This is a genomic window from Kitasatospora sp. NPDC004799 (assembly GCF_040609095.1).
Lineage (GTDB): Bacteria > Actinomycetota > Actinomycetes > Streptomycetales > Streptomycetaceae > Kitasatospora.
Genome location: NZ_JBEXJK010000109.1, coordinates 1 through 21,206, shown reverse-complemented (window position 1 = coordinate 21,206; position 21,206 = coordinate 1). Strand labels below are relative to the sequence as shown.

Sequence of the window (21,206 nt, the reverse complement as noted above, 5' to 3'; positions counted from 1 at the left end):
TAGCGGCGGACGGGGCCGGCGAGCGGAGCGGGGTGGTCGACCAGGAAGGTGCGGGCGCCCGCGCCCACCGCCAGCGCGCCGTCCACCACGGTGGCGGCCACCACGGCCGCGAGTTCCGAGACCCGTTCGGGCAGCGGCAGCCGGTGCAGCGCGGCGGGCAGCGGCGACAGCCGGCCGAGCAGCCGCACCCGCTCCTCGGGCCGGATGCTCAGCCAGACCGCCTGCCGGTGCGCCTCCTCGCGCTCCTCCGGGCTGAGCCCGTCGCCGCCGCGCCGGCCGCCGCCGACGGTGCGCGCCAGCCGGTCCACCTCGGCCAGCACCTCCGGCAGTCCGGCCAGCGCGAGCATCCGCGAGCAGTGCTCGCCCGCGCACTCGGGGTGGAAGCAGTCGTAGCGGGCGACCACGGCCGGCGCCCCGCCCCGCACCAGCTCGTCGATGAACTCGGCGCCGTCCGGTTCGGTGACGACGCGTTCCAGCCCGGTGGTGTCGACCGGACGGTCGCGGTAGTGCGGGACGGCGCCCGGGGCGAAGGCGGCACCCAGGGCGAGCACCGCGACCGCCGCCACGGACTCGCGCCGGGAGCCGGGCGCCCGGGCCACGTCGGAGAGGTGGTGGAGGTCGAAGACGGTGTCCTCGACCTCGTCCCGCAGCCAGTCCCGCACCCGTTCCGCGCCCCCGGTGGAGAGCCAGCGCGCCGCCGCGCCGGAGTTCTTGAGCAGCGCCTCGGCCAGCCGGACCGGATCGGTGAACGGGTTGCCCAGGAAGGTGACCGGCCGGTGCGCCCGGGCCTGCGTCTGCGGCCGTCTACGGATCACCTCGGGGGTCCCGCCGGCCAGCCAGCTGCGGACCTGCGGAGCGGTCCAGCGGTCCTCCGGCTTCTTGGTGAACAGGCCCTGGAGGAGCAGCAGTTGGCGCGGGTCCCGGACGGCGCCAAGGTCCACCTCCTCCCCCATGACCAGCTCCAGCTCCAACTCCTGGTCGGCCGGGCGCTCGCCGTCCGCGCCGACGAAGCGGGGGCGGCCCACGAACAGCTCGTAGAGCACGTTGCCGAGCCCCCACCAGGGCCCGGCCTGGTGGTTCTTGCCGGCCAGCTGCTCGGGGGCCATGTAGGCGACGGTGACCATCATCGCGGAGGTGAACCGGCGGCTGTCGGTGAGCCGGTCGACGCCGCCGAAGTCGGCGATCACGAACTCCCCGGACCCGCTCCCGGGGCGCACCAGGATGTTGGCGGGCTTGAAGTCCAGCGGGTTGCGCTTGATCCGCTGCTGCCAGAAGTCGAGCAGGGCGACGAGCTCGTAGACGATCTGCTCGGTGGCCCGCCGGTCGCCGTGCCCGCCCGTCCGCCACAGGCCGGCGACGTGCGCGGCGAGGGTGACCGGCAGGTACTCCATGGCCACCCAGTCGACGTGGGCGCCGTGGTGGCGCACCCGGCCGAAGTCGATCAGGTGCGGGACGTGCCGGCGGAAGCCGTCGTTGCGCAGGTGGGCGAGCAGGTCGTGGTCCATCGGCTGGCCGGCGACGGCCACCTTGACGGCCGCGTCGCCGCCGCCGTCGGTGCGCCGGACGTACCAGACGGTGCCCTCGGAGCCGGTGCCGGCCCGGCCCAGCGGGATGAAGCGGTCCCGCAGGGCGTCCGGGAAGGCGCCCTCGAACGGGCCGTCGGCGCCCGGCGCGTCGCCGTACCCGCCCTCGGGGCCGCCCGGCCTGCCGTCCGCCGCTGCGCCCGGGCCTCCGCCGGAGCCACCGCCCGGCGCGAAGCCGCCACCCGGTGCGGGGCCGCCGGGCCCGATGCCGTCCAGCCAGGAGGGCGAGCCGGCCCCCGATCCCGACCTGGGCCGGACGACCTCGGTCACCGCCTCCGAATCGATGCCTCCCGGGCCTCCGAGGCCTCCCGAACCGCCCGGGCGCCCCGGCCTGCCCGGCCGCAGCTCCGTCGGGGCGTTCGGGTCGTACTGCGGCCCGGCATCCGGCTGCCGACGGGTGGCCGCCTCCGGGTCGTACCGCGGCTCGGCGCCGGACATCCGGCGCGTCGCGGCCTCCGGATCGAAGCGCGGCGGGGCGGCGGGCGCCCGGCGGGTCGCGGCCCGCGGGTCGACCCGGGTCAGCGGCTCCACCGGGGACGGGCCCGTCCCGAGCCGGGACGACCGGTCCGCAGCGGCTCCGGAGGCGCGCCAGCGCCCCCGCGACCACCGTTCCACCCTGCTCCCCGGCGGATTCCCCGGCTCGGCTCCGGCGGCCGAGCGGGGCCTCGGCCCGCGCCGACCGCCCTCGGCCGGGTCCGCGTCCTCCGTCGTGCCCATGCGACGTTCCCCTCCCCCGCAGCCCGGACCGGCGCGGGGCCGTGACCGTGCGCGCACCGATGCCGGGGTGGATTGTGACGCGCCATCATCCCGTACGGCGGCGCGGGTACCGGGCGCTTTTCCGGATCGGAGACCGACCCATCGCCGGACCGATACCGAAGCGCTACCCACGGCGGGGAACCGGGCGCCGTCGGACCGCCCGCGCGATCGCCGGACCGCACCGGAACCGGGCCGGAGCGGGCCCGGGCCGGAGCGGGCCGACCCCGGGCCCAACCCGGGAGAACCGGCCCGCCCCCTCAGCGCTCCTCGACCGGGCGCCCCAGCGGCTCCTCCAGGATCCGCCGGGCGATCTCGCCGGGCCGCACCGGGCGCCCGAAGTGCCAGCCCTGCGCCCAGTCGCAGCCCATGGTCCGCAGCCGTTCGGCGTCCCGGTGGGTCTCCACGCCCTCGGCGGTGACGTTCAGTCCGAGCGCGTGCGCCATCGACACCAGCCCGCTGACGATCCGCCACCCGGTGGACTCGTCCTTGCCCGGTTCGTGCAGGTCGCCGACGAAGGAGCCGGCGATCTTCAGCCCGGAGACGGGCAGGTCCCGCAGGTAGGCGAGGTTGGACCAGCCGGTGCCGAAGTCGTCCACCGCCAGCGACACCCCGAGGTCGACCAGCCCGTGCAGGGTGCGCAGCGCCTCGTCCTCGGGCCCGACCACGGTGGACTCGGTGATCTCCAGCTGCAGCCGGGCCGGGTCCAGCCCGGTGCTGTCGAGGATCCGGCCGAGGTCGGTGACCAGGGCGGCGCTGCGGGCCTGCCGCACCGCCAGGTTGACGTTGAGCTGCGGGGCGGCGTCGCCGTACCGCTTGATCCAGTCCGCGGCCTGGCCGCAGGCCTGCTCCAGCACCCAGCGGCCGAGCGGCATGATCAGCCCGGTCTCCTCGGCGGTGGTGACGAACTCGTCCGGGCCGAGCACGCCGAGCTGCGGGTGGCGCCAGCGCACCAGCGCCTCCACGGCGGCCAGCCGGCCGTCCGCGAGGCGGTAGAGCGGCTGGTAGTCGATGAAGAACTCGCCCCGGTCGAGGGCCGCGGGCATCCGCACCGACACGGCGTAGCGGCTGACCGCCCGGGCGTTCTCCTTGGGGTCGAACAGCGTCCAGCGGCCGCGGCCGGCCTCCTTGGCGCGGTACAGCGTGAGGTCGGCGGCCCGGACGGCGGCGCCCGGGGTGGTGGTGGACACCCGCCGTTCCAGCACGCCGACGCTGGCGCCGACGGCGAGCTTGTGGTCGCCGATCAGCACCGGCCCGGCCAACGCCTTGAGCACGGTCTTCGCGGCGGCCACCGCCTCCTGCTCGCCCCGGCACTTCTCCAGCAGGACGACGAACTCGTCGCCGCCGAGCCGGGCCACCAGGTGGCCGAGCGGGCTGAGCGCGGCCTTCAGCCGGGCGCCGACGGCGGACAGCAGCTGGTCGCCCATGTCGTGGCCGAGGCTGTCGTTGACCACCTTGAAGCCGTCCAGGTCGACGTAGCAGAGGCCGAAGCGGGCGCCCGGTTCCGGGTCCTCGAACAGCTTCTCCAGCCGCTCGAAGAAGGCCGCGCGGTTGGGCAGGCCGGTCAGCGGGTCGTGGGTGGCCTGGTGGCGCAGCCGCTCCTGGAGCCGGTAGCGGTCGGTGACGTCCTCCAGCATGGCGACCTGGTACTGCGGGCGGCCGTCGTCGTCGCGGATCAGCGAGACGGTCAGGTGGGTCCAGACCACCTCGCCGTCCTGGCGGTAGTACGGCTTGTCGAACTGGAAGTACTCCCGCTTGCCGCTGATCAGCTCCTCGTACGCCTCCCACACGCCCGGGGTGTCCTCGGGGTGCACGAGGTCGCCGACCCGGCGGCCGATCATGTCCTCCGGGCCCGCGCCGAAGAGCTCCTGGAGGGCCTTGTTGACCGCCATGATGTTGCCGTCGGTGTCGCCGATGCCGATGCCGATCGCGGCGCTCTCGAACAGCGCCCGGAACCGGGCCTCGGAGGCGCGCAGCGCCCGCTCGGCCTCCCTGCGGGCGGCGTCGGCGGCGTTGCGGATCGCCTCCTGCTCGGTCAGCGTGCGCTCGCGCAGGGCGGCCGCCCAGCCGGCCGCGAAGGCGCCGGTCAGGGCCGGGCCGCGGCTGTCCGGGACGGGCTGCGCCTGGAGCAGCTCGACCGCCCGGGCCAGCAGCACCGGGTCGGTGAAGTGCGCGTCGACCAGGTCGGCGCCGGCCTGGGCGGCCAGCCGGGGGTCGAAGGGGTCGTCCTCCTGGGCGCGGTGCAGCAGCGCGGCGGTGCGCGCGACCAGCCGGCCGAGCAGGCCGGGGTGGACGGCGATGCCGTGGTCGGCGGAGAGCAGCTGGGCCCAGGCCTCGTGGAACCGCTCCGCGTTGCCGCGCACCGGGGTGGTACTCATCTGCTGAACCTGGTTCCTCTGGTGTGCGCGCCGGTTCCGGCGGCCGCCGCGCGGGGCGTACGGCCGTCGGCGCCTCGTCCGTCGCGTCCGCTCAAGGGCGGAACCCCACGCCCGCCACCCCGACCATCCGCTCGGGGTGCTCGCCGACCGAACCGGGCTGGTCCGGGCGCCACTGCGGTAGGTAGACCACGCCGGGCTCGACCAGCTCGAAGCCGGAGAACATCGCGGTGATCTGCTCGTGGGTCCGCATGGTCAGCGGGGTCGGCGTCCTCCGGTACAGCTTCTGGTGGTCCTCCGCCTGGTCCGGGCGGCCCTCCAGGGAGGCGTGCGAGAGCACCAGCGCGCTGCCGGGCGGGAGGGCGTCGCGGATCACGCCGACCAGCCTCCACGGGTCCTCCTCGTCGCTGACGAAGTGGGCGACGGCGACCAGCAGCACGGCCACCGGCTCGCCGGCCGCCAGCAGCTCGGCGACCTCGGGGCGGGCCAGCAGGTCGGCCACGTCGCGCAGGTCGGCCTGGACGGCGGCACTGTCCCGGTCGTCCTCCAGCAGCAGGCGGCTGTGCGCGACGGCGACCGGGTCGCGGTCCACGTAGACGACCTTCGCCTCGGGGCGGATCGCCCGGGCGATCTCGTGCACCGCTCCGAAGGTCGGGATGCCGGAGCCGATGTCCAGGAAGCGGGTGACGCCCCGCTCGGCGAGGAAGGTCACGGCGCGGCGCAGGAAGGCGCGGTTGGAGCGCATGATCTGCGGCAGCTCCGGCCACAGGGCGATCGCCTTGCGGGCCATCTCCCGGTCGACCTCGAAGTTGTGCGAGCCCCCCAGGTAGTAGTCGTAGACCCGCGCGGCGTTCGGTTTGTCCAGGTCCGTACCCTCCGGTACCCAGCTCGGTCGCCGCATGCCTGTGACTCCTTCACTCCGGTTCTGGGGTTGCAGCGCCCAGGGGATGCTGCTTTGACTGATGAGACTACAAGCACAGAAGATCCTCCTCCGCACCCCGAACGGGTGCAAGCGGAGTGCGGGCTTCCTGGGGGGCGGGCACGTCCGGAACGTTCGCTTCCGGACCGGTCCAGGGCCGCGGACCAACTCGGCAACCGTCCAACGGCGTTCGCCCCTCCGCCCGGCCGGGCCGCACTAGGGTGGGGCCGTGGACCCCAACCACTACCGTTTCCGGGACGTCTGGCGGCTCACGGCCCCGGCACCCGTCGTGTACGCGGCGCTGGAGGACGTGCGGAGCTACCCGCTGTGGTGGCCGGAGGTCCGCGAGGTGCGGCCGACCGGTGAGGACTCCGGGGACGTGGTGCTGCGCTCGCTGCTGCCGTACCGGCTGGTGGTCGGCCTGGCGCCGAGCCGGCGCGACCCGGTCGCCGGAGTGCTGGAGGTGACCATGCGGGGGGACCTGAACGGCTGGACCCGGTGCACGGTGACGCCGGACGGGGCGGGCGGCGCGGGCAGCCGGGTGCTGTTCGAGGAGGACGCCCGGCCCGGCAGGCCCCTGCTGCGCCGGCTCGCCCTGCCGCTGCGCCCGCTGTTCCGGGCCAACCACGCGGTGATGATGCGCCGGGGGCGGCGGGGGCTCGCGGCGTACCTGGCGGGGCGGGCGGCGGGTGACGGATGACAGGTGACGACCGACAGATGACAGACGACGACTTTCAGCGAACAGATGACAGATTTCGAAATCTGTCATCTGTTCGCGGCACCCCCGGCGCCGACGCCTCCGCCGGCTCCGCCCCCTCCTCCGGCTTCGACTTCGGCTTCGACGCCCCCTTCGGCCGCACCGGCACCGGCAGCAGCAAGTGGGCCCGCGCGGGCGCCCCCGGGGTGATCCCGATGGGCCTCGCCGACATGGACCTGCCCGGCCCGCCCGCCGTCGCCGAGGCGCTGGAACGGCGCGCCCGCCACCGCGCGTACGGCTACACGGTGTGCGACCCGGCCGGCCGCACGCTGGTGGCCGACTGGTACCGCGCCCGGCACGGCGCCGCCGTGGACCCGGACTGGGTCCTGCTGCTGCCCTGCGGCCCGCGCACCGCGCTGCGCGTCCTGCTGGAGACCGTCCGGCTGCGGTCCCCCGTCCTCTTCCCCACCCCCGAGTGGGGCGGCTTCGCCCAGCTCTGCCGCGCGGCCGGCCTCCCGTACCGCGAACTGCCGCTCCACCTGGGCCCGGACGGCTACCGGCTCCCGCACGGCCCGCTCCCCCGGCCCGCCGGCGCCGTCCTGCTGAGCAACCCGCACAACCCCTCCGGCACGGTGTGGCCGGCCGGCGCGGTGCGCGGGCTCGCCGCCCGGGCGGCCGAGAGCGGCGCGCTGCTGGTCTCGGACGAGGTGCACGGCGACCTCACCCACCCGGGCCGCACCCACCCCGTCGCGGTCGCCACCGCCGACCCCGCGCACCGGCACCTCGTCGTCACCCTCAACTCCGTCGGCAAGACCTTCAACTGCTCCGGCATCCCGAGCAGTTTCGCCCTCGTCCCCGACCCCGGGCTGCGCGCCCGGTTCGCCGAGGCGCTGGCCGGCTACGGCCTCTGGGAGGGCGGGCTGCTGGAGCAGACCGTGCAGCGGGCCGCATTGCGGGAGGGCGGCCCGTGGCTGGACGCGCTGCTCGCCCACCTGGCCACCGCCCGTACCCGGCTGACCGACCGGCTCGGGCCCGCCGTCCGGTCCGCCCCGCAGGCCTCCTACCTGCTCTGGCTGGACGCCGCCGCACTCGGCCTGCCGCCCGCCGACGCCCGCCGGGCCCTGTTGGAGCGCTGCGGCCTGGAGGCCTCCGACGGTGCCGACTTCGGCCCCGGCGGCCGGGGTTCGCTGCGCCTGAACTACGCCCTGCCGGGGCCGGTGCTGGCGACCGTCCTGGACCGGCTGGAGCACCTGTGACCCCGGCACATGCCCCGGCCGGAGCCCGGCCCGCGCCCCGCCGCAAACGCCCGGGCATCCCCGTCCTCACCCGTTCGCCACGCCACTGACCTGCGGAAACGAACGTTCACGCGATTTTTGCGGAGCGCCCCCGCATGCTCCGTAGCAAACTGGGCAAGGTAGACCGGGCCGCAATCGTGATCCCGAGGATGGTGAGTCCGGTGATACCGGTATCCCGCACCACTCCGCCCGACCGGCAGAGCACGCCACCGCCCCCGCCGGGGGTGACCCCGTTGACCGAATCGGGGGCGCGCAGCCACGTGTCGGGCGTCTGCTTCAAGATCGGACCGCCCCGCCTGGTCGGGGTGGAGGTCGAGTGGTTCGTCCACGACGACCGATGTCCGTCCCGGCCCGTACGGCCGGAACTGCTCCACGCCGCACTGGAGTCGCTGCCCCTCGGCGGCCCGGACGGCACCTCGCTCCCCTCCGGTTCGCGCCTCACGCTCGAACCCGGCGGACAGGTCGAGCTCAGCTCCCCGCCCGCCACCGGCCTCCTGGCCTGCGTCGAGGACACCCGACGCGATCTGACCGCCCTGCGGGCCGCCTTCGCGGCGCAGGGCCTTCGTCTCACCGGCACCGGGACGGACCCGTTGACCCGCCCCCGACGGATGGTGCTGGACCACCCCCGCTACCTCGCGATGGAGCGCTTCTTCGACTCCGCCGGGCCCTGGGGCCGGATCATGATGACCGGTACCGCGTCGGTGCAGGTGTGCCTGGACGCCGGCGACGCGGACGGCCCGCACGCGGTGGAGCGCCGCTGGCGACTGGCCCACCTGCTGGGCCCGGTGCTGGTCGCCGCGTTCGCCAACTCCCCGATCCTGGACGGCAGTCCGACCGGCCACCGGTCCACCCGGCAGACCGTCTGGTCCCGGATGGACCCGACCCGCACGCTCGCCCCGGACCCGGACCACGGCGACCCGCGCGAGGCCTGGGCGCAGTACGTGCTGGATGCCCAAGTGCTGTGCGTCAGAAGGCCCGAGGGGCTGCCGTGGACGGCCCCGGACGGGCTGACCTTCCGCGACTGGATCCGCGGCGCGGGCGAACGCCCGCCCACGCTCGACGACTTGGACTACCACCGCACCACCCTGTTCCCGCCGGTGCGCCCGCGCGGCCACCTGGAGCTGCGGATGATCGACGCCCAGCCCGGGGACGGCTGGACGGTGGTCACCGCCCTGGTCACCGCCCTGCTGGACGACCCGGTGGCCGCCGACGCCGCGCTGGCCGCGCTGGAGCCGCTCGGCTCCGCCGACCGGCCGGAGCGGGCGGGCGGTCCGCGCCCACCGCGCAGCGAGGTCTGGCGCCGCGCGGCCACCCTGGCGACGGCCGACCCCGAGCTGCGCCGGGCCGCCCTCGCCTGCTTCGCCGCCGCCGACGCCGCCCTGGGCCGCCTGCCCGGTGCCGGGCGGCTGCGCACCAGCGTCGCCGAGTTCGCCGAGCGCTACCCCGCGCGCGGCCGCTGCCCGGCCGACGACCAGCTGGACGCCCTGCGCTCCGGCACCCGACGCACTCCCCCGGAGGAGGCCGCACCATGACCGACGTCCGACCCCACGGGGGCACCGACTCCACCGGCGCCGGCACCGAGGGAACCGACCGCACCGTCAGCGGCGCCGCCGGCACCGAGGCGCTGCGCGAGAGCATCGCCGACGAACTGCTGGCCGCCCGCGCCCGGACCGCCGCGCTGACCGACTGCGTCGAGGACGGCGAGCTCACCGCCCAGCACTCCCCGCTGATGTCCCCGCTGGTCTGGGACCTCGCGCACATCGGCAACCAGGAGGAGCTCTGGCTGCTGCGCAACGTCGGCGGCCGCGACCCGATGCACCCCGAGATCGACCCGCTCTATGACGCCTTCGAGCACCCCCGCGCCGAGCGCCCCAGCCTGCCGCTGCTGCCGCCCGCCGAGGCCCGCGCCTACGCCCACGAGGTGCGCGGCCGGGTGCTGGACCTGCTGGCCGCCAGCCCGCTGGAGGGCGCGCCGCTGCTGGAGGCCGGGTTCGCGTTCGGGATGATCGCCCAGCACGAGCAGCAGCACGACGAGACGATGCTGATCACCCACCAGCTCCGCCGGGGCGAGCCTGCCCTGGCCGCTCCCCCGCCGCCGCCCGCGCCCGCCGACGCGGCCGCTCTGCCGGCCGAAGTCCTCATCCCCGCAGGCCCGTTCACCATGGGGACGGACACCGAGCCGTGGGCGCTGGACAACGAGCGCCCGGCGCACACCGTCGACCTGCCGGCCTTCCTGCTGGACACCACCCCGGTCACCAACGCCGCCTACCAGCGATTCATCGCGGACGGCGGCTACGACGACCCGCGCTGGTGGACGCCGGAGGGCTGGGAGCACCGCCGGCGCGCCGACCTGACCGCCCCGCTGTTCTGGCGCCTCCAGGACGGCCAGTGGCTCCGCCGGCGCTTCGGCTCGGTCGAACCGGTCGAGCCGGACGAGCCGGTGCTGCACGTCAGCTGGTACGAGGCCGACGCGTACGCCCGGTGGGCCGGACGGCGGCTGCCGACCGAGGCCGAATGGGAGAAGGCCGCCCGGCACGACCCGGCCACCGGCCGCTCGCGCCGCTACCCCTGGGGCGACGGGCCGCCCGGCCCCGAGCACGCCAACCTCGGCCAGCGGCACCTCCGCCCGGCCGCCGCCGGAAGCTACCCGAAGGGCCAGTCCCCGTACGGTGTGCGGCAGTTGATCGGCGACGTGTGGGAGTGGACGGCCAGCGACTTCCACTCCTACCCCGGCTTCCGGGCCTGGCCGTACAAGGAGTACTCGGAGGTGTTCCTCGGCCCCGAGTACAAGGTGCTGCGCGGCGGCTGCTTCGCGGTGGCGCCGGTCGCCTGCCGGGGCACCTTCCGCAACTGGGACTACCCGGTCCGACGGCAGATCTTCGCCGGGTTCCGCACCGCGCGCAGCCTGGAGGCGGCCTGATGTGCCGTCACATCGCCTACCTGGGCGAGCCGCTGGTGCCCCGCGAGCTGCTGGTGCACCCGCCGTACGGGCTGTACCGGCAGTCCTGGGCGCCCCGGGTCCAGCAGTACGGCACGGTGAACGCGGACGGCTTCGGCCTCGGCTGGTACGCGGACGGGGACGAGGTGCCCGCCCGCTACCGCCGGACCGGGCCGATCTGGGCGGACGAGGCCTTCGCCGACCTCGCCCGGGTGGTCCGCACCCGGGCGCTGCTGGCAGCAGTCCGCTCCGCCACCGAGGGCTGCGCGCCGGGTGAGGGCGCGGCCGCGCCGTTCGCCGCCGAGCGCTGGCTGTTCAGCCACAACGGCGCGGTGGCCGGCTGGCCCGGCAAGCTGGACGCGCTGGCCGCCCTGCTGCCCCCGGCCGAGCTGCTGGACCTGCCGGCGCGCACCGACTCGGCGCTGCTGTGGGGGCTCACCCTGCACCGGCTGCGGGCCGGCGCCGGGCTCGGCGAGGCGCTGGCGGGCACCGTCACGGACGTCGCCGCGCACACCACCGGCCGGCTCAACCTGCTGCTCACCGACGGCACCGCGATCGCCGCGACCGCCTGGGGCGACACCCTGTACCACCGCACGCTGCCGGGCCTCGGCACGGTGGTGGCCTCCGAGCCGTACGACGACGCGCCCGGCTGGACGCCCGTCCCGGACGGCTCGCTGCTGCTGGCGGACGCGCGCGGCGTCACCGTGAGCCGCCTCCCCGGCCGCAACTGACCCCCACTCTCCCTTCATCTTCTGAACAGAGGAACCACCCTGTCATGGACACCTTCGATCTCACCCGACTGCTGCCCGCCGACCACTTCAGCACCGCGCTGCACCACGACGTGCAGCACGGACTGACCTCGCAGTCCAAGTGGCTGCCGCCGAAGTGGTTCTACGACGCGCGGGGCAGCGAGCTGTTCGAGGAGATCACCCGGCTGCCCGAGTACTACCCGACCCGCGCGGAGCGGGCCATCCTGACCGCTCGGGCCGGCGAGATCGCCGCCGCCACCGGGGCCCGCACGCTGGTCGAACTGGGCTCCGGCTCCTCCGAGAAGACCCGGCTGCTGCTGGACGCCCTGCGCGCGCTCGGCACCCTGGACACGTACGTCCCGGTGGACGTCAGCGAGAGCGCGCTGACCGCGGCCGGCACCGCGCTCGCCGCCGAGTACCCCGGGCTCGCGGTGCACGGCGTGCTCGCCGACTTCACCGCCCGGCTCGGCCTGCCGCCGGAGGGCGGCCCGCGCCTGGTCGCCTTCCTCGGCGGCACCCTCGGCAACCTGCTGCCCCCGGAGCGCGCGGCCTTCCTGCGCGGCCTGCGCGCCGCCCTCGACCCGGGCGACTTCCTGCTGCTCGGCACCGACCTGGTCAAGGACCCGGCGGTGCTGGTGGCCGCCTACGACGACTCCGCCGGGGTGACCGCCGAGTTCAACCGGAACGTGCTGAACGTGCTCAACCGCGAGCTGGGCGCCGACTTCGACCCGGACGCCTTCGAGCACGTCGCGCTCTGGGACGCCGAGCAGGAGTGGATCGAGATGCGGCTGCGCTCGCTGCGCTCGCAGACCGTGAAGATCCCGGCCCTGGACCTGCCGGTGCACTTCGACCGGGGCGAGGAGCTGCGCACCGAGGTGTCGGCCAAGTTCCGCCGGGAGCGGGTGGCCGGGGAGCTGGCCGCGGCCGGGCTGCGGCTGAGCCACTGGTGGACCGATCCGGAGGGCCGGTTCGGGCTCTCGCTCGCCTCGCCGGCCTGACCCACGGGCCCGGTGGCCGGGCCCGCCAGGCCCGGCCACCGGCCGAGCTCCCGAGGAAGCTCAATTTGCTTGTTCATCTTACGAATTCCCAGAGCAAAAATTGAGGGTCCAGGTGTACAAGACTTAAACGAATAGGGGTTACGATCTCGGCTTACCGAGCTCAGCGTTGAGTACCAGGAGTCAGATCGTGAGCGTCACCCAGAAGCCCTCCGGGGCGGTCGAGGCCGCAGCGCCCGGCCGCCTCGGCTTCGTCGTCTTCATCACCGCCGCAGCCGCCCTCGGCGGCTTCCTGTTCGGCTACGACAGCTCCGTGATCAACGGAGCCGTCTCCGGGATCCAGGAGAAGTTCGACGTCGGCAGCGGCGTGACCGGCCTGATCGTCTCCTCGGCCCTGCTGGGCTCGGCGATCGGCGCCGCGTTCGCCGGACGGTTCGCCGACCGGTACGGCCGCATCAAGGTCATGAAGGCGGGCGCGCTGCTGTTCGCGATCAGCGCGGTCGGCTCGATACTGCCGTTCTCCGCGTGGGACCTCGCCCTGTGGCGCGTCCTCGGCGGCGCGGCCATCGGCATCGCCTCGGTGATCGCCCCGACCTACATCGCCGAGGTCGCGCCGACCAAGTACCGGGGCCGGCTGGCCTCCTTCCAGCAGGCCGCGATCGTGCTCGGCATCGCGATATCCCAGCTGGTCAACTGGGTGCTGGCGCAGGCGGCCGGCGGCGAGACCCGCGGCCAGCTGCTCGGCCTGGAGGCCTGGCAGTGGATGCTCGGCATCTGCGTCGTCCCGGCCGTGGTCTACTTCGTGCTCTCCTCGGTCATCCCCGAGTCCCCGCGCTACCTGATCCAGGCCGAGCGCCTGGACGACGCCCGCAAGGTGCTCGCCGAGGTCGAGGGCGAGGGCGTGGACGCCGACGCCCGGATCGCCGAGATCCGCTCGCTGATCGCCTCCGACCACCAGCCGCGCTTCCGCGACCTGCTCGGCGGCCGGTTCGGCCTGCTCCCGATCGTCTGGGTCGGCATCGGCCTGTCGGTCTTCCAGCAGCTGGTCGGCATCAACGTGATCTTCTACTACTCGTCGATCCTGTGGCAGTCGGTCGGCATCGACCAGAGCAACTCCCTGCTGATCAGCTTCGTCGGCTCGGTGATCAACATCCTCGGCACGGTCATCGCGATCGTGCTGGTCGACCGGATCGGCCGCAAGCCGCTCGCCCTGATCGGCTCGGCCGGCATGGCGGTCGCGCTCGGCACGGCGGGCTGGGCCTTCTCCTCGGCCACCGGCAGCGGGGACAACCTCACCCTGCCCGACCTCCAGGGCACCGTCGCCCTGGTCGCCGCCAACGCCTTCGTGCTGTTCTTCGCGATGTCCTGGGGCGTGGTCGTCTGGGTGATGCTCGGCGAGATGTTCCCGAACCGGATCCGCGCCGCCGCGCTCTCCGTCGCCGCCTCCGCGCAGTGGATCGCGAACTGGGCGATCACCGTCTCGTTCCCGTCCATGTCGCACTGGAACCTGTCGGTGACCTACCTGATCTACGCCGCCTTCGCGGCGCTGTCCATCCCCTTCGTGGCGAAGTTCATGAAGGAGACGAAGGGCGTCCGGCTGGAGGACATGGGCTGATCCGCCCGTCGGACTCCCGGCCCCCGTACCCCGGCGCGATCAGCGCGGAGGTGCGGGGGCCGGACCGTTTCTACCCGGACCGTTTCTGCCCGGCCGTTCCTGCGAGCCTTCTTCTGCCGGATCGTTCCTGCGGCTCCTGCGGGGCCGTTCCCGCGTGACCGTTCCGGCGGGTCAGGCCCGCTCGGCGAGCCGGGCGTAGCGCAGGGCGAGCCCGTCGAGCAGCGCCTCCAGCCCGGTCTCGAAGGCCCCCTCGTCCACCGCCCCCCGGTGCCCGGCCAGCCGGTGCGCCTCGCCGAGGTGCGGGTAGTCGGCCGCGTCGTAGACCTCGGCGTCCGCCGGGAACCCGGCCGCGAAGGAGGCGAGCGCCGAGCCGGTGACGAAGTAGCGCATCAGCGCGCCGATCCTGGTCGCCTGGCCGCGCGGCCACCCCGACTCGACCAGGTGGCCGAAGACCGCGTCGGCCAGCCGCAGCGCGTTCGGCCGCCGCCCGGGGCCCTGGGCCAGCACCGGGACGATGTTGGGGTGGGCGGCCAGCGCGGCGCGGTAGGAGCGGGCCCAGTCCCGCAGCGCCTGCGGCCAGGGCGGCCCCGCGGCCCCGAACATCGACAGGTCGACCTCGCCGATGACGCTGTCCACCACCGCGTCCAGCAGGTCGTCCTTGGTGGCGAAGTGGTTGTAGAGCGAGGGTCCGCTGACGGACAGCTCGGTGGCGAGCCGGCGGGTGGAGAGGGCGTCCAGCCCCTCGTCGTCGATCAGTCGCAGCGCGGCGGCGACGATGCGCTCGCGGCTGAGCAGCGGGGTGCGTGGACGGGCCATCGCGGCGGGTTCCTCCGGTTCCTCCGGTCGGGTGGGCCGGCGACCGATTCTGGCAGGTGCCCCTTCCCAGCGCGGGCCGGGCGGGGCTACAGTCGCCCCCGTAAAACTTGCAGCGCTAGTTTAACGGGCCCGGGCCCCTCCGCCGGGCCCTGGACACCGGATTCGGGAGCCGCCGTGAACCTGGAGTTGTCCGAGGAGCAGAGCGCCGTCCGGGACCTCGCCGCCTCCTTCACCGACCGCGAGATCGCGCCGTACGCCGCCGAGTGGGACCGCGCCGAGTCGGTCGACCGCGCGATCGTCGGCAAGCTGGCGGAGGTCGGCTTCCTCGGGCTGACCATTCCGGAGGAGTACGGCGGCAGCGGCGGCGACCACCTCGCGTACTGCCTCGTCCTGGAGGAGCTCGGGCGCGGCGACTCGGCCGTCCGGGGGATCGTCTCGGTCTCGCTCGGCCTGGTCGGCAAGTCGGTCAACGCCTTCGGCACCGAGGAGCAGAAGCGGCACTGGCTGCCCCGGCTCACCTCGGGCCAGGCGCTCGCCTGCTTCGCGCTCACCGAGCCCGGCACCGGCTCGGACGCCGCCAACCTCACCACCCGGGCCGTCCGGGAGGGCGACCACTGGCTGATCAGCGGCGCCAAGACCTTCATCACCAACGGCACCTGGGCCGACGTCGCCCTGGTCTTCGCCCGCACCGGCGGCGACGGACCGGACCAGCGGGGCCACCGGGGCATCACCGCCTTCCTCGTCCCCACCGACCTGCCCGGCTTCACCCGCACCGAGATCCACGGCAAGCTCGGCCTGCGCGGCCAGGCCACCGCCGGGCTCTCCTTCGACGGCGTCCGGGTGCCGGACAGCGCCCGGCTCGGCGAGGTCGGCAAGGGGTTCACGGTGGCGATGGCCGCGCTGGCCAAGGGCCGGATGTCGGTGGCGGCCGGCTGCGTCGGCATCGCCCGGGCCTGCCTGGAGGCGGCCGTCCGGTACGCGGGCGAGCGCGAGCAGTTCGGCAAGCCGATCGCCTCGCACCAGCTCGTCCAGGAGCTGCTGGCCGGCATCGCCGTGGACGTCGAGGCGGCCCGGCTGCTCACCTGGAAGGTCGCCGACCACATCGAGCGCGGCCTGCCGTTCGCCACCGAGTCCTCCGTCGCCAAGCTGTACGCCAGCGAGGCCGCCGTCCGGGCCGCGAACAACGCGCTCCAGGTCTTCGGCGGCTACGGGTTCATCGACGAGTACCCGGTCGGCAAGTACCTGCGCGACGCGCGGGTGATGACGCTCTACGAGGGCACCAGCCAGATCCACCAGCTGCTCATCGGACGCGCCCTCACCGGTGTCAACGCCTTCTGACCGGCCCCGCCACGAGCGCCCCCGAGCCCTGCCACGAGCACCCCGCTCCGCCCCGAGCACTCCCAGTCCCGCGATCCGACAAGGAGCCCGACGACGTGCGTCCCGTCTACTTCGCCGCCGCCCGCCGCACACCCATCGGCCGGCTGCGCGGCGCGCTCGCCACGGTCCGCCCGGACGACCTCTCGGCCACCGTGCTGCGCGCCCTGCTCGCCGACGTGCCCGCGCTCGACCCGGCCCGGATCGACGACGTCTACTGGGGCGCCGCCAACCAGGCCGGGGAGGACAACCGCAACGCCGCCCGGATGGCCGTCCTGCTGGCGGGCCTGCCGGAGAGCGTCCCCGGCGCCACCGTCAACCGGCTCTGCGCCTCCGGGATGGAGGCCGTCACCCTCGCCGCCCGGGCCATCGGCTCCGGCGAGGCGGAGGTGGTGCTGGCCGGCGGCTGCGAGTCGATGACCCGCGCGCCGTTCGTCCTGCCCAGGCCCGACGAGGCGCTGCCGCACCGGATGGAGACCTTCGACACCCGGCTCGGCTGGCGGCTCACCAACCCGCGGATGGCCGACCTGCACGGCGTGCTCAGCATGGGCGAGACCGCCGAGGAGGTGGCCGCCCGGTACGGCATCGGCCGGGAGCGCCAGGACGCCTTCGCGCTGCGCAGCCACCAGCGGGCCGGCGCCGCCCGCAAGGACGGGCACTTCGACGCCGAACTCGTCCCGGTCGAGCGGCCGGACGGGGTGACGGTGAGCCTGGACGAGGGCATCCGCGAGGACACCAGCCTGGCCAAGCTCGCCGGCCTCAAGCCGGTCTTCCGGGCCGGGGGCACCGTCACCGCCGGGAACGCCTCGCCGATGAACGACGGCGCGGCCGGGCTGGTCCTGGTCAGCGAGGAGGCGCTGCGCGACCTCGGGCTCCAGCCGCTCGGCCGGTACGTGGCCGGCGCCTCGGCCGGGGTGCACCCGGACGTCATGGGCATCGGCCCGGTGCCGGCCACGGCGAAGGTGCTCGCGCGGGCCGGCTGGTCGCTCGCCGACCTGGACACCGCCGAGCTGAACGAGGCCTTCGCCGCCCAGGCGCTCGCCTCCGCCGACGGGATCGGGTTCGACCCGGAGCAGGCCGAGGAGGTGGTCAACCCCAGCGGCGGCGCGATCGCGCTCGGCCACCCCCTGGGCGGCTCCGGCGCCCGCATCCTCACCACCCTGCTGCACCGGATGCGCCGTACCGGGGCCCGGCGCGGCCTGGCCACCATGTGCGTGGGGGTGGGGCAGGGTACGGCCGTGCTGGTCGAGAACGTGTGAGGCGCCTCTCCACATGGTCAGAGGTGTCCAGTGAGTCGGAGGTTTCCAGTGATCGGAGGAGCTGAGATGGCCCGTTTCACCGGCAGGGTCGCCGTGGTGACCGGCGCGGCGCAGGGCATCGGGGCGGCCACCGCCCGCCGGCTGGCGGAGGAGGGTGCGGCGGTCGCCGTCGTCGACCTCACCGCCGAGCGGGCGGCCGGGACGGTCGCCGAGATCACCGCCAAGGGCGGCACCGCCCGGGCGTACGGCTGCGACGTGGCCGACTACGACGCCGTGGAGGCCGTGTTCGCGCAGGTCGCGGGCGACTTCGGCGGGGTGCACATCCTGGTCAACAACGCCGGGATCACCCGGGACAACCTGTTCTTCCGGATGCCGAAGTCCGACTGGGACGCGGTGCTGACGGTCAACCTGACCAGCGCGTACAACTGCAGCCACGTGGCGCAGAAGTACATGGTGGCGCAGAAGTACGGGAAGATCGTCTCGCTCAGCTCGCGCTCCGCCCTCGGCAACCGGGGCCAGGCCAACTACGCGGCCGCGAAGGCCGGCATCCAGGGCCTCACCGCGACCCTGGCGATCGAGCTCGGGCCGTTCAACATCAACGTCAACGCCGTCGCCCCCGGGTACATCGCCACCGCGATGACCGCGGCCACCGCCGAGCGGGTCGGCAGCAGCGCCGAGGAGCACCAGGCCGAGGTCGCCGCCCGGACGCCGCTGCGCCGGGTCGGGCAGCCGGAGGAGGTCGCCTCGGTCGTCGCCTTCCTGGCCAGCGAGGAGGCCTCGTACGTCAGCGGGCAGACGCTGTACGTCAACGGCGGGGCGCGCTAGCCGCCTTCCTGACCGATCGTCAGCCGGTCGCTCCAGGTGGGGAGTTACCTTCACCTGGGGCGACCTTTACCTTTTCGCGTGGCCGAGCAGGACCATCACCATGATCATGCGACCCCACCAAATGACTATGGCATGATCATGCGGCTCTCGATGGGATGGCCGGACCGACCCGACCGAACCAGGTCGGGCCCTGCGTCCCAAGGAGCCCCATGGGCAGCCCCGCCACCCTCCGCCGCGCCCTGGCCCTGCTCGCCGTGGGGGCCACCGCCCTCACCGCCGGCACCGTCGCCGTACCGGCCGCCGGCACCGCGATCGCCGCCCCCGCGCACGACCTCACCGGCGTCCACGTCCGCCCGGCCTCCTTCGGGCACCACAACGCCCAGGGCCGCGTCGCCCCGCTGAGCACCGCCCAGTGCGTCAGCCAGCTCGGCATCCACTGCTACTCGCCGCTCCAGTACCGGACCGCCTACAACCTGAACCCGCTGTACCAGGAGGGCATCACCGGCAAGGGCCGCACGATCGTCATCGTCGACTCCTTCGGCTCGCCGACCATCCAGCACGACCTGGAGGTCTTCGACAAGCAGTGGGGCATCCCGGACACCAACGTCGAGGTGGTCAAGTGGGGCAACGTCCCCGACTTCGACCCGAAGAACCCCGACCACACCGGCTGGGCCGGCGAGACCACCCTGGACGTCGAGTACGCCCACGCGGTCGCCCCCGACGCCCACATCGTCCTGGTCGAGACCGGCGTCGCCGAGACCGAGGGCACCACCGGCCTGCCCGAGATGATGGACGCCGAGAAGAGCCTCATCAAGCAGGGCCGGGCCGACGTCATCTCGCAGAGCTTCGGCGCCACCGAGAACACCTTCCCGGGCTTCGACAAGGGCGACTTCAAGTCGCTCACCGACCTGCGGTACGCCTTCCAGGCCGCGGCCGACCACAACGTGACCGTGCTCGCCGCCTCCGGCGACAACGGCGCCACCGACGCCAAGGAGAACGGCACCGACCTGTACCCGTACCGGGTCAACTCCTGGCCGTCCTCGGACCCGCTGGTCACCTCCATCGGCGGCACCCAGCTCACGCTGGACGACGCCGGCAACCGCACCGCGCCCGACAAGGTGTGGCACGACAAGTCCGGCGCCGGCGGCGGTGGCGTCTCGGGCGTCTTCGCTCGCCCGTGGTACCAGGCGGGCGTGGCCGGCGTCACCGGCGAGCACCGCGGCACCCCGGACATCAGCATGAGCGCGGCCGTGGACGGCGCCGCCTGGACCTACGAGTCCTACGACCCGACCTCGGTCGGCTGGCACCTCACCGGCGGCACCAGCGAGGCCACCCCGCTGTTCTCGGGCGTCGTCGCGCTCGCCGACCAGCTCGCCGGCCACCGCCTCGGCCAGCTCAACTGGCGCCTGTACGGGCTGAGCCTGCTGCCGGGCAAGCGGAGCGGCATCGTGGACGTGAAGCAGGGCGACAACGGCTGGGAGGGCGTCACCGGCTACAACGCCACCGAGGGGTACGACCTCGCCAGCGGTCTGGGCACCATCGACGGCGCGAAGTTCGTGCACGCGATCGCCGGGCGCTGAGCGGGCGGGTCGCCGGGTCGCCGGGTGACCGGTAGCGCATGACAGCGAACAGCTGACAGATTTCAAAATCTGTCAGCTGTTCGCTGTTATCTGTCTGCTGTGATCTGTTCGCCGTCCGCCGTCCGCTGTTCGCGGCCGGGCACCGGCCGTCAGCTCGTGGCGGCCAGCTGGGCGAGGTAGCGCTCGGCGGCGCGGAGCTTGCGGCCGTCGGGGCCCGGGAGATAGGCGCGCAGCTCGATGATCTCCGGGGCGATCCGGATCGCCTCCGCGCGGTCGCCGATCGCCCGCCAGCAGGCTTCGGCGTTGGTGGCCGCCCGCTGGGTCTCCGGGTGGTCCGGGCCCTGCGAGCGGAGCAGCGTCAGCGCCACCTCGCGGTAGATGTCCGCGGCCTCGGCCGACCGGCCCGCGAGCCGGCAGACGTGGGCACGGACCTGCCGGACCTGCAGCACCGGCTCGGAGACGGCGCCGTGCTCGGCGATCGCCTCCAGTTCGAGGGCGAAGGCCAGGTCGGTGGCGGCGGCGTGGTCCCCGGCGTCGGCGCTGCGGACGATCCGTCCGATGACCTCGCGGTAGTCCGCCCGGGGGCGACCGGCCGCGGCAGCGTCGTCGGCCTCGTCTGCCGGTACTTCGTCCTGCGGCACGGCGGCGGAGGGTTCCTCACCGGCAGGCGCCTCGTCGGCCGGAACCGCGTCGGCGGACTCCCCTTCGGCCAACGCCTCGCCCGTCAACGCCTCGTCCGCCGGAGACTCCCCGGCGGGGGTCCCCTCGATGGGCACCTCGTCCGTCTGCGCGGGCTCCGCCGGGACGGCGTCCCCGGGCTCCTCCGCGACCTCGGGCTCGTCCACGGCCTCGGGCGTCTCCTCGACGGCCTCCCCGGGCACGTCCTCACCCGTCTCCTCGCCCGGCTCCTCGGTCACTGCCTCGACGGCCTCTTCGGCCACCGCTCCGGCCGTCACCGAGTCCGCGTCCGCCTCGGCCTCGGCGGCCACCGCGGCCGCCGCCACCGGAAGTTCGGGCTCGGCGACGACGTCGTCCGCCGGCTCCGGCCGGGACTTGAGCAGCGTGACGCCCGCCGGGGGCGTGCTGTCCCCGGGCACGGCGTCGGCCGGAACGGACTTGCGCAGGGTCACGCCCGGCGCCTCGGCGGTCCCGCCCGCCTTCACCAGGCTGACCGGGCGGGCCGGCCGCGGCGGGGTGGGCGGCACGCCCGGCTTGACCAGGCTGACCGGACCGCCCGGGACCGGCGGCGAGCCGGCGGACCCGGCGGACCCGGGGACGCCGGCGGACGGCGCGGGCACCGCGGCCGGGGTCGGCAGCAGTTGTCGGACCTGGGCTTCGCGCTGGTGTCCTCGCGGGCGGTGTTCGAGCACCGGGCCGTGGTGGTCGGCGAGGAGCGGGAGGCGCTGCTGGCGGGCCTGGGCGCGCTGGCCGAC

At 74.6% G+C, this 21,206-nt stretch carries 15 protein-coding genes and 1 pseudogene; 11 read left to right on the top strand and 5 right to left on the bottom strand.

Going from position 1 to position 21,206, the window contains the following annotated elements; all coding sequences use genetic code 11:
• The 3 genes and pseudogenes from ABZW03_RS16505 to ABZW03_RS16495 all read right to left on the bottom strand — a co-directional run.
• Positions 1-2,114, bottom strand: a pseudogene (locus ABZW03_RS16505) (hypothetical protein); the annotation flags it as partial.
• A 482-nt stretch (positions 2,115-2,596) separates the two neighbouring features.
• Complete coding sequence (locus ABZW03_RS16500) at positions 2,597-4,714, bottom strand: EAL domain-containing protein (protein ID WP_355257825.1); 2,118 nt, start codon at positions 4,712-4,714, stop codon at positions 2,597-2,599.
• A gap of 91 nt (positions 4,715-4,805) precedes the next feature.
• Positions 4,806-5,612, bottom strand: coding sequence for an SAM-dependent methyltransferase (locus ABZW03_RS16495; RefSeq protein ID WP_355257822.1), 807 nt, complete (start codon positions 5,610-5,612; stop codon positions 4,806-4,808).
• 247 nt (positions 5,613-5,859) lie between these two features.
• Here ABZW03_RS16495 and ABZW03_RS16490 point away from each other — a divergent pair, with 247 nt between their 5' ends.
• The 7 genes from ABZW03_RS16490 to ABZW03_RS16460 all read left to right on the top strand — a co-directional run bounded on the left by ABZW03_RS16490 (position 5,860) and on the right by ABZW03_RS16460 (position 13,919).
• Entirely contained in the window at positions 5,860-6,330 is a 471-nt protein-coding gene (locus tag ABZW03_RS16490) for an SRPBCC family protein (RefSeq protein ID WP_355257820.1), read from the top strand.
• Between the two features lie 17 nt (positions 6,331-6,347).
• Positions 6,348-7,583, top strand: a complete 1,236-nt coding sequence (locus ABZW03_RS16485; RefSeq protein ID WP_355257818.1) for an aminotransferase class I/II-fold pyridoxal phosphate-dependent enzyme — start codon at positions 6,348-6,350, stop codon at positions 7,581-7,583.
• A gap of 263 nt (positions 7,584-7,846) precedes the next feature.
• Positions 7,847-9,154: an ergothioneine biosynthesis glutamate--cysteine ligase EgtA gene (gene egtA, locus ABZW03_RS16480; protein WP_355257816.1), complete on the top strand. Its 1,308-nt coding sequence runs from the start codon at positions 7,847-7,849 to the stop codon at positions 9,152-9,154.
• Positions 9,151-10,542: an ergothioneine biosynthesis protein EgtB gene (gene egtB, locus ABZW03_RS16475; RefSeq protein ID WP_355257814.1), complete on the top strand. Its 1,392-nt coding sequence runs from the start codon at positions 9,151-9,153 to the stop codon at positions 10,540-10,542. Before egtA ends, egtB begins: the two co-directional genes overlap by 4 nt.
• Positions 10,542-11,291, top strand: a complete 750-nt coding sequence (gene egtC / locus ABZW03_RS16470) for an ergothioneine biosynthesis protein EgtC (RefSeq protein ID WP_355257811.1) — start codon at positions 10,542-10,544, stop codon at positions 11,289-11,291. Before egtB ends, egtC begins: the two co-directional genes overlap by 1 nt.
• Positions 11,292-11,335: 44 nt before the next feature.
• Entirely contained in the window at positions 11,336-12,307 is a 972-nt protein-coding gene (gene egtD / locus ABZW03_RS16465) for an L-histidine N(alpha)-methyltransferase (RefSeq protein ID WP_355257808.1), read from the top strand.
• A gap of 187 nt (positions 12,308-12,494) precedes the next feature.
• The gene (locus ABZW03_RS16460) at positions 12,495-13,919 is read left to right on the top strand and encodes a sugar porter family MFS transporter (protein ID WP_355257805.1); all 1,425 of its coding nucleotides are present in this window, start codon (positions 12,495-12,497) and stop codon (positions 13,917-13,919) included.
• Positions 13,920-14,090: 171 nt separating this feature from the next.
• Here ABZW03_RS16460 and ABZW03_RS16455 read toward each other — a convergent pair whose 3' ends face one another.
• On the bottom strand, positions 14,091-14,735 hold the full coding sequence (locus tag ABZW03_RS16455) for a TetR/AcrR family transcriptional regulator C-terminal domain-containing protein (protein WP_355257803.1): 645 nt from the start codon (positions 14,733-14,735) through the stop codon (positions 14,091-14,093).
• Positions 14,736-14,909: 174 nt separating this feature from the next.
• Between ABZW03_RS16455 and ABZW03_RS16450 the strand changes: the two genes are divergently transcribed.
• The 4 genes from ABZW03_RS16450 to ABZW03_RS16435 all read left to right on the top strand — a co-directional run bounded on the left by ABZW03_RS16450 (position 14,910) and on the right by ABZW03_RS16435 (position 19,773).
• Positions 14,910-16,073, top strand: coding sequence for an acyl-CoA dehydrogenase family protein (locus ABZW03_RS16450; RefSeq protein WP_355257800.1), 1,164 nt, complete (start codon positions 14,910-14,912; stop codon positions 16,071-16,073).
• A gap of 95 nt (positions 16,074-16,168) precedes the next feature.
• Complete coding sequence (locus ABZW03_RS16445; RefSeq protein WP_355257797.1) at positions 16,169-17,368, top strand: acetyl-CoA C-acyltransferase; 1,200 nt, start codon at positions 16,169-16,171, stop codon at positions 17,366-17,368.
• A 66-nt stretch (positions 17,369-17,434) separates the two neighbouring features.
• Positions 17,435-18,193, top strand: coding sequence for a 3-oxoacyl-ACP reductase FabG (gene fabG / locus ABZW03_RS16440; RefSeq protein WP_355257794.1), 759 nt, complete (start codon positions 17,435-17,437; stop codon positions 18,191-18,193).
• Positions 18,194-18,402: 209 nt separating this feature from the next.
• Entirely contained in the window at positions 18,403-19,773 is a 1,371-nt protein-coding gene (locus ABZW03_RS16435; RefSeq protein ID WP_355257791.1) for a S53 family peptidase, read from the top strand.
• 149 nt (positions 19,774-19,922) lie between these two features.
• Here the strand turns inward: ABZW03_RS16435 and ABZW03_RS16430 are convergent, their stop codons facing one another.
• Positions 19,923-21,071, bottom strand: a complete 1,149-nt coding sequence (locus ABZW03_RS16430; protein WP_355257788.1) for a tetratricopeptide repeat protein — start codon at positions 21,069-21,071, stop codon at positions 19,923-19,925.
• Positions 21,072-21,206: the final 135 nt, after the last annotated feature.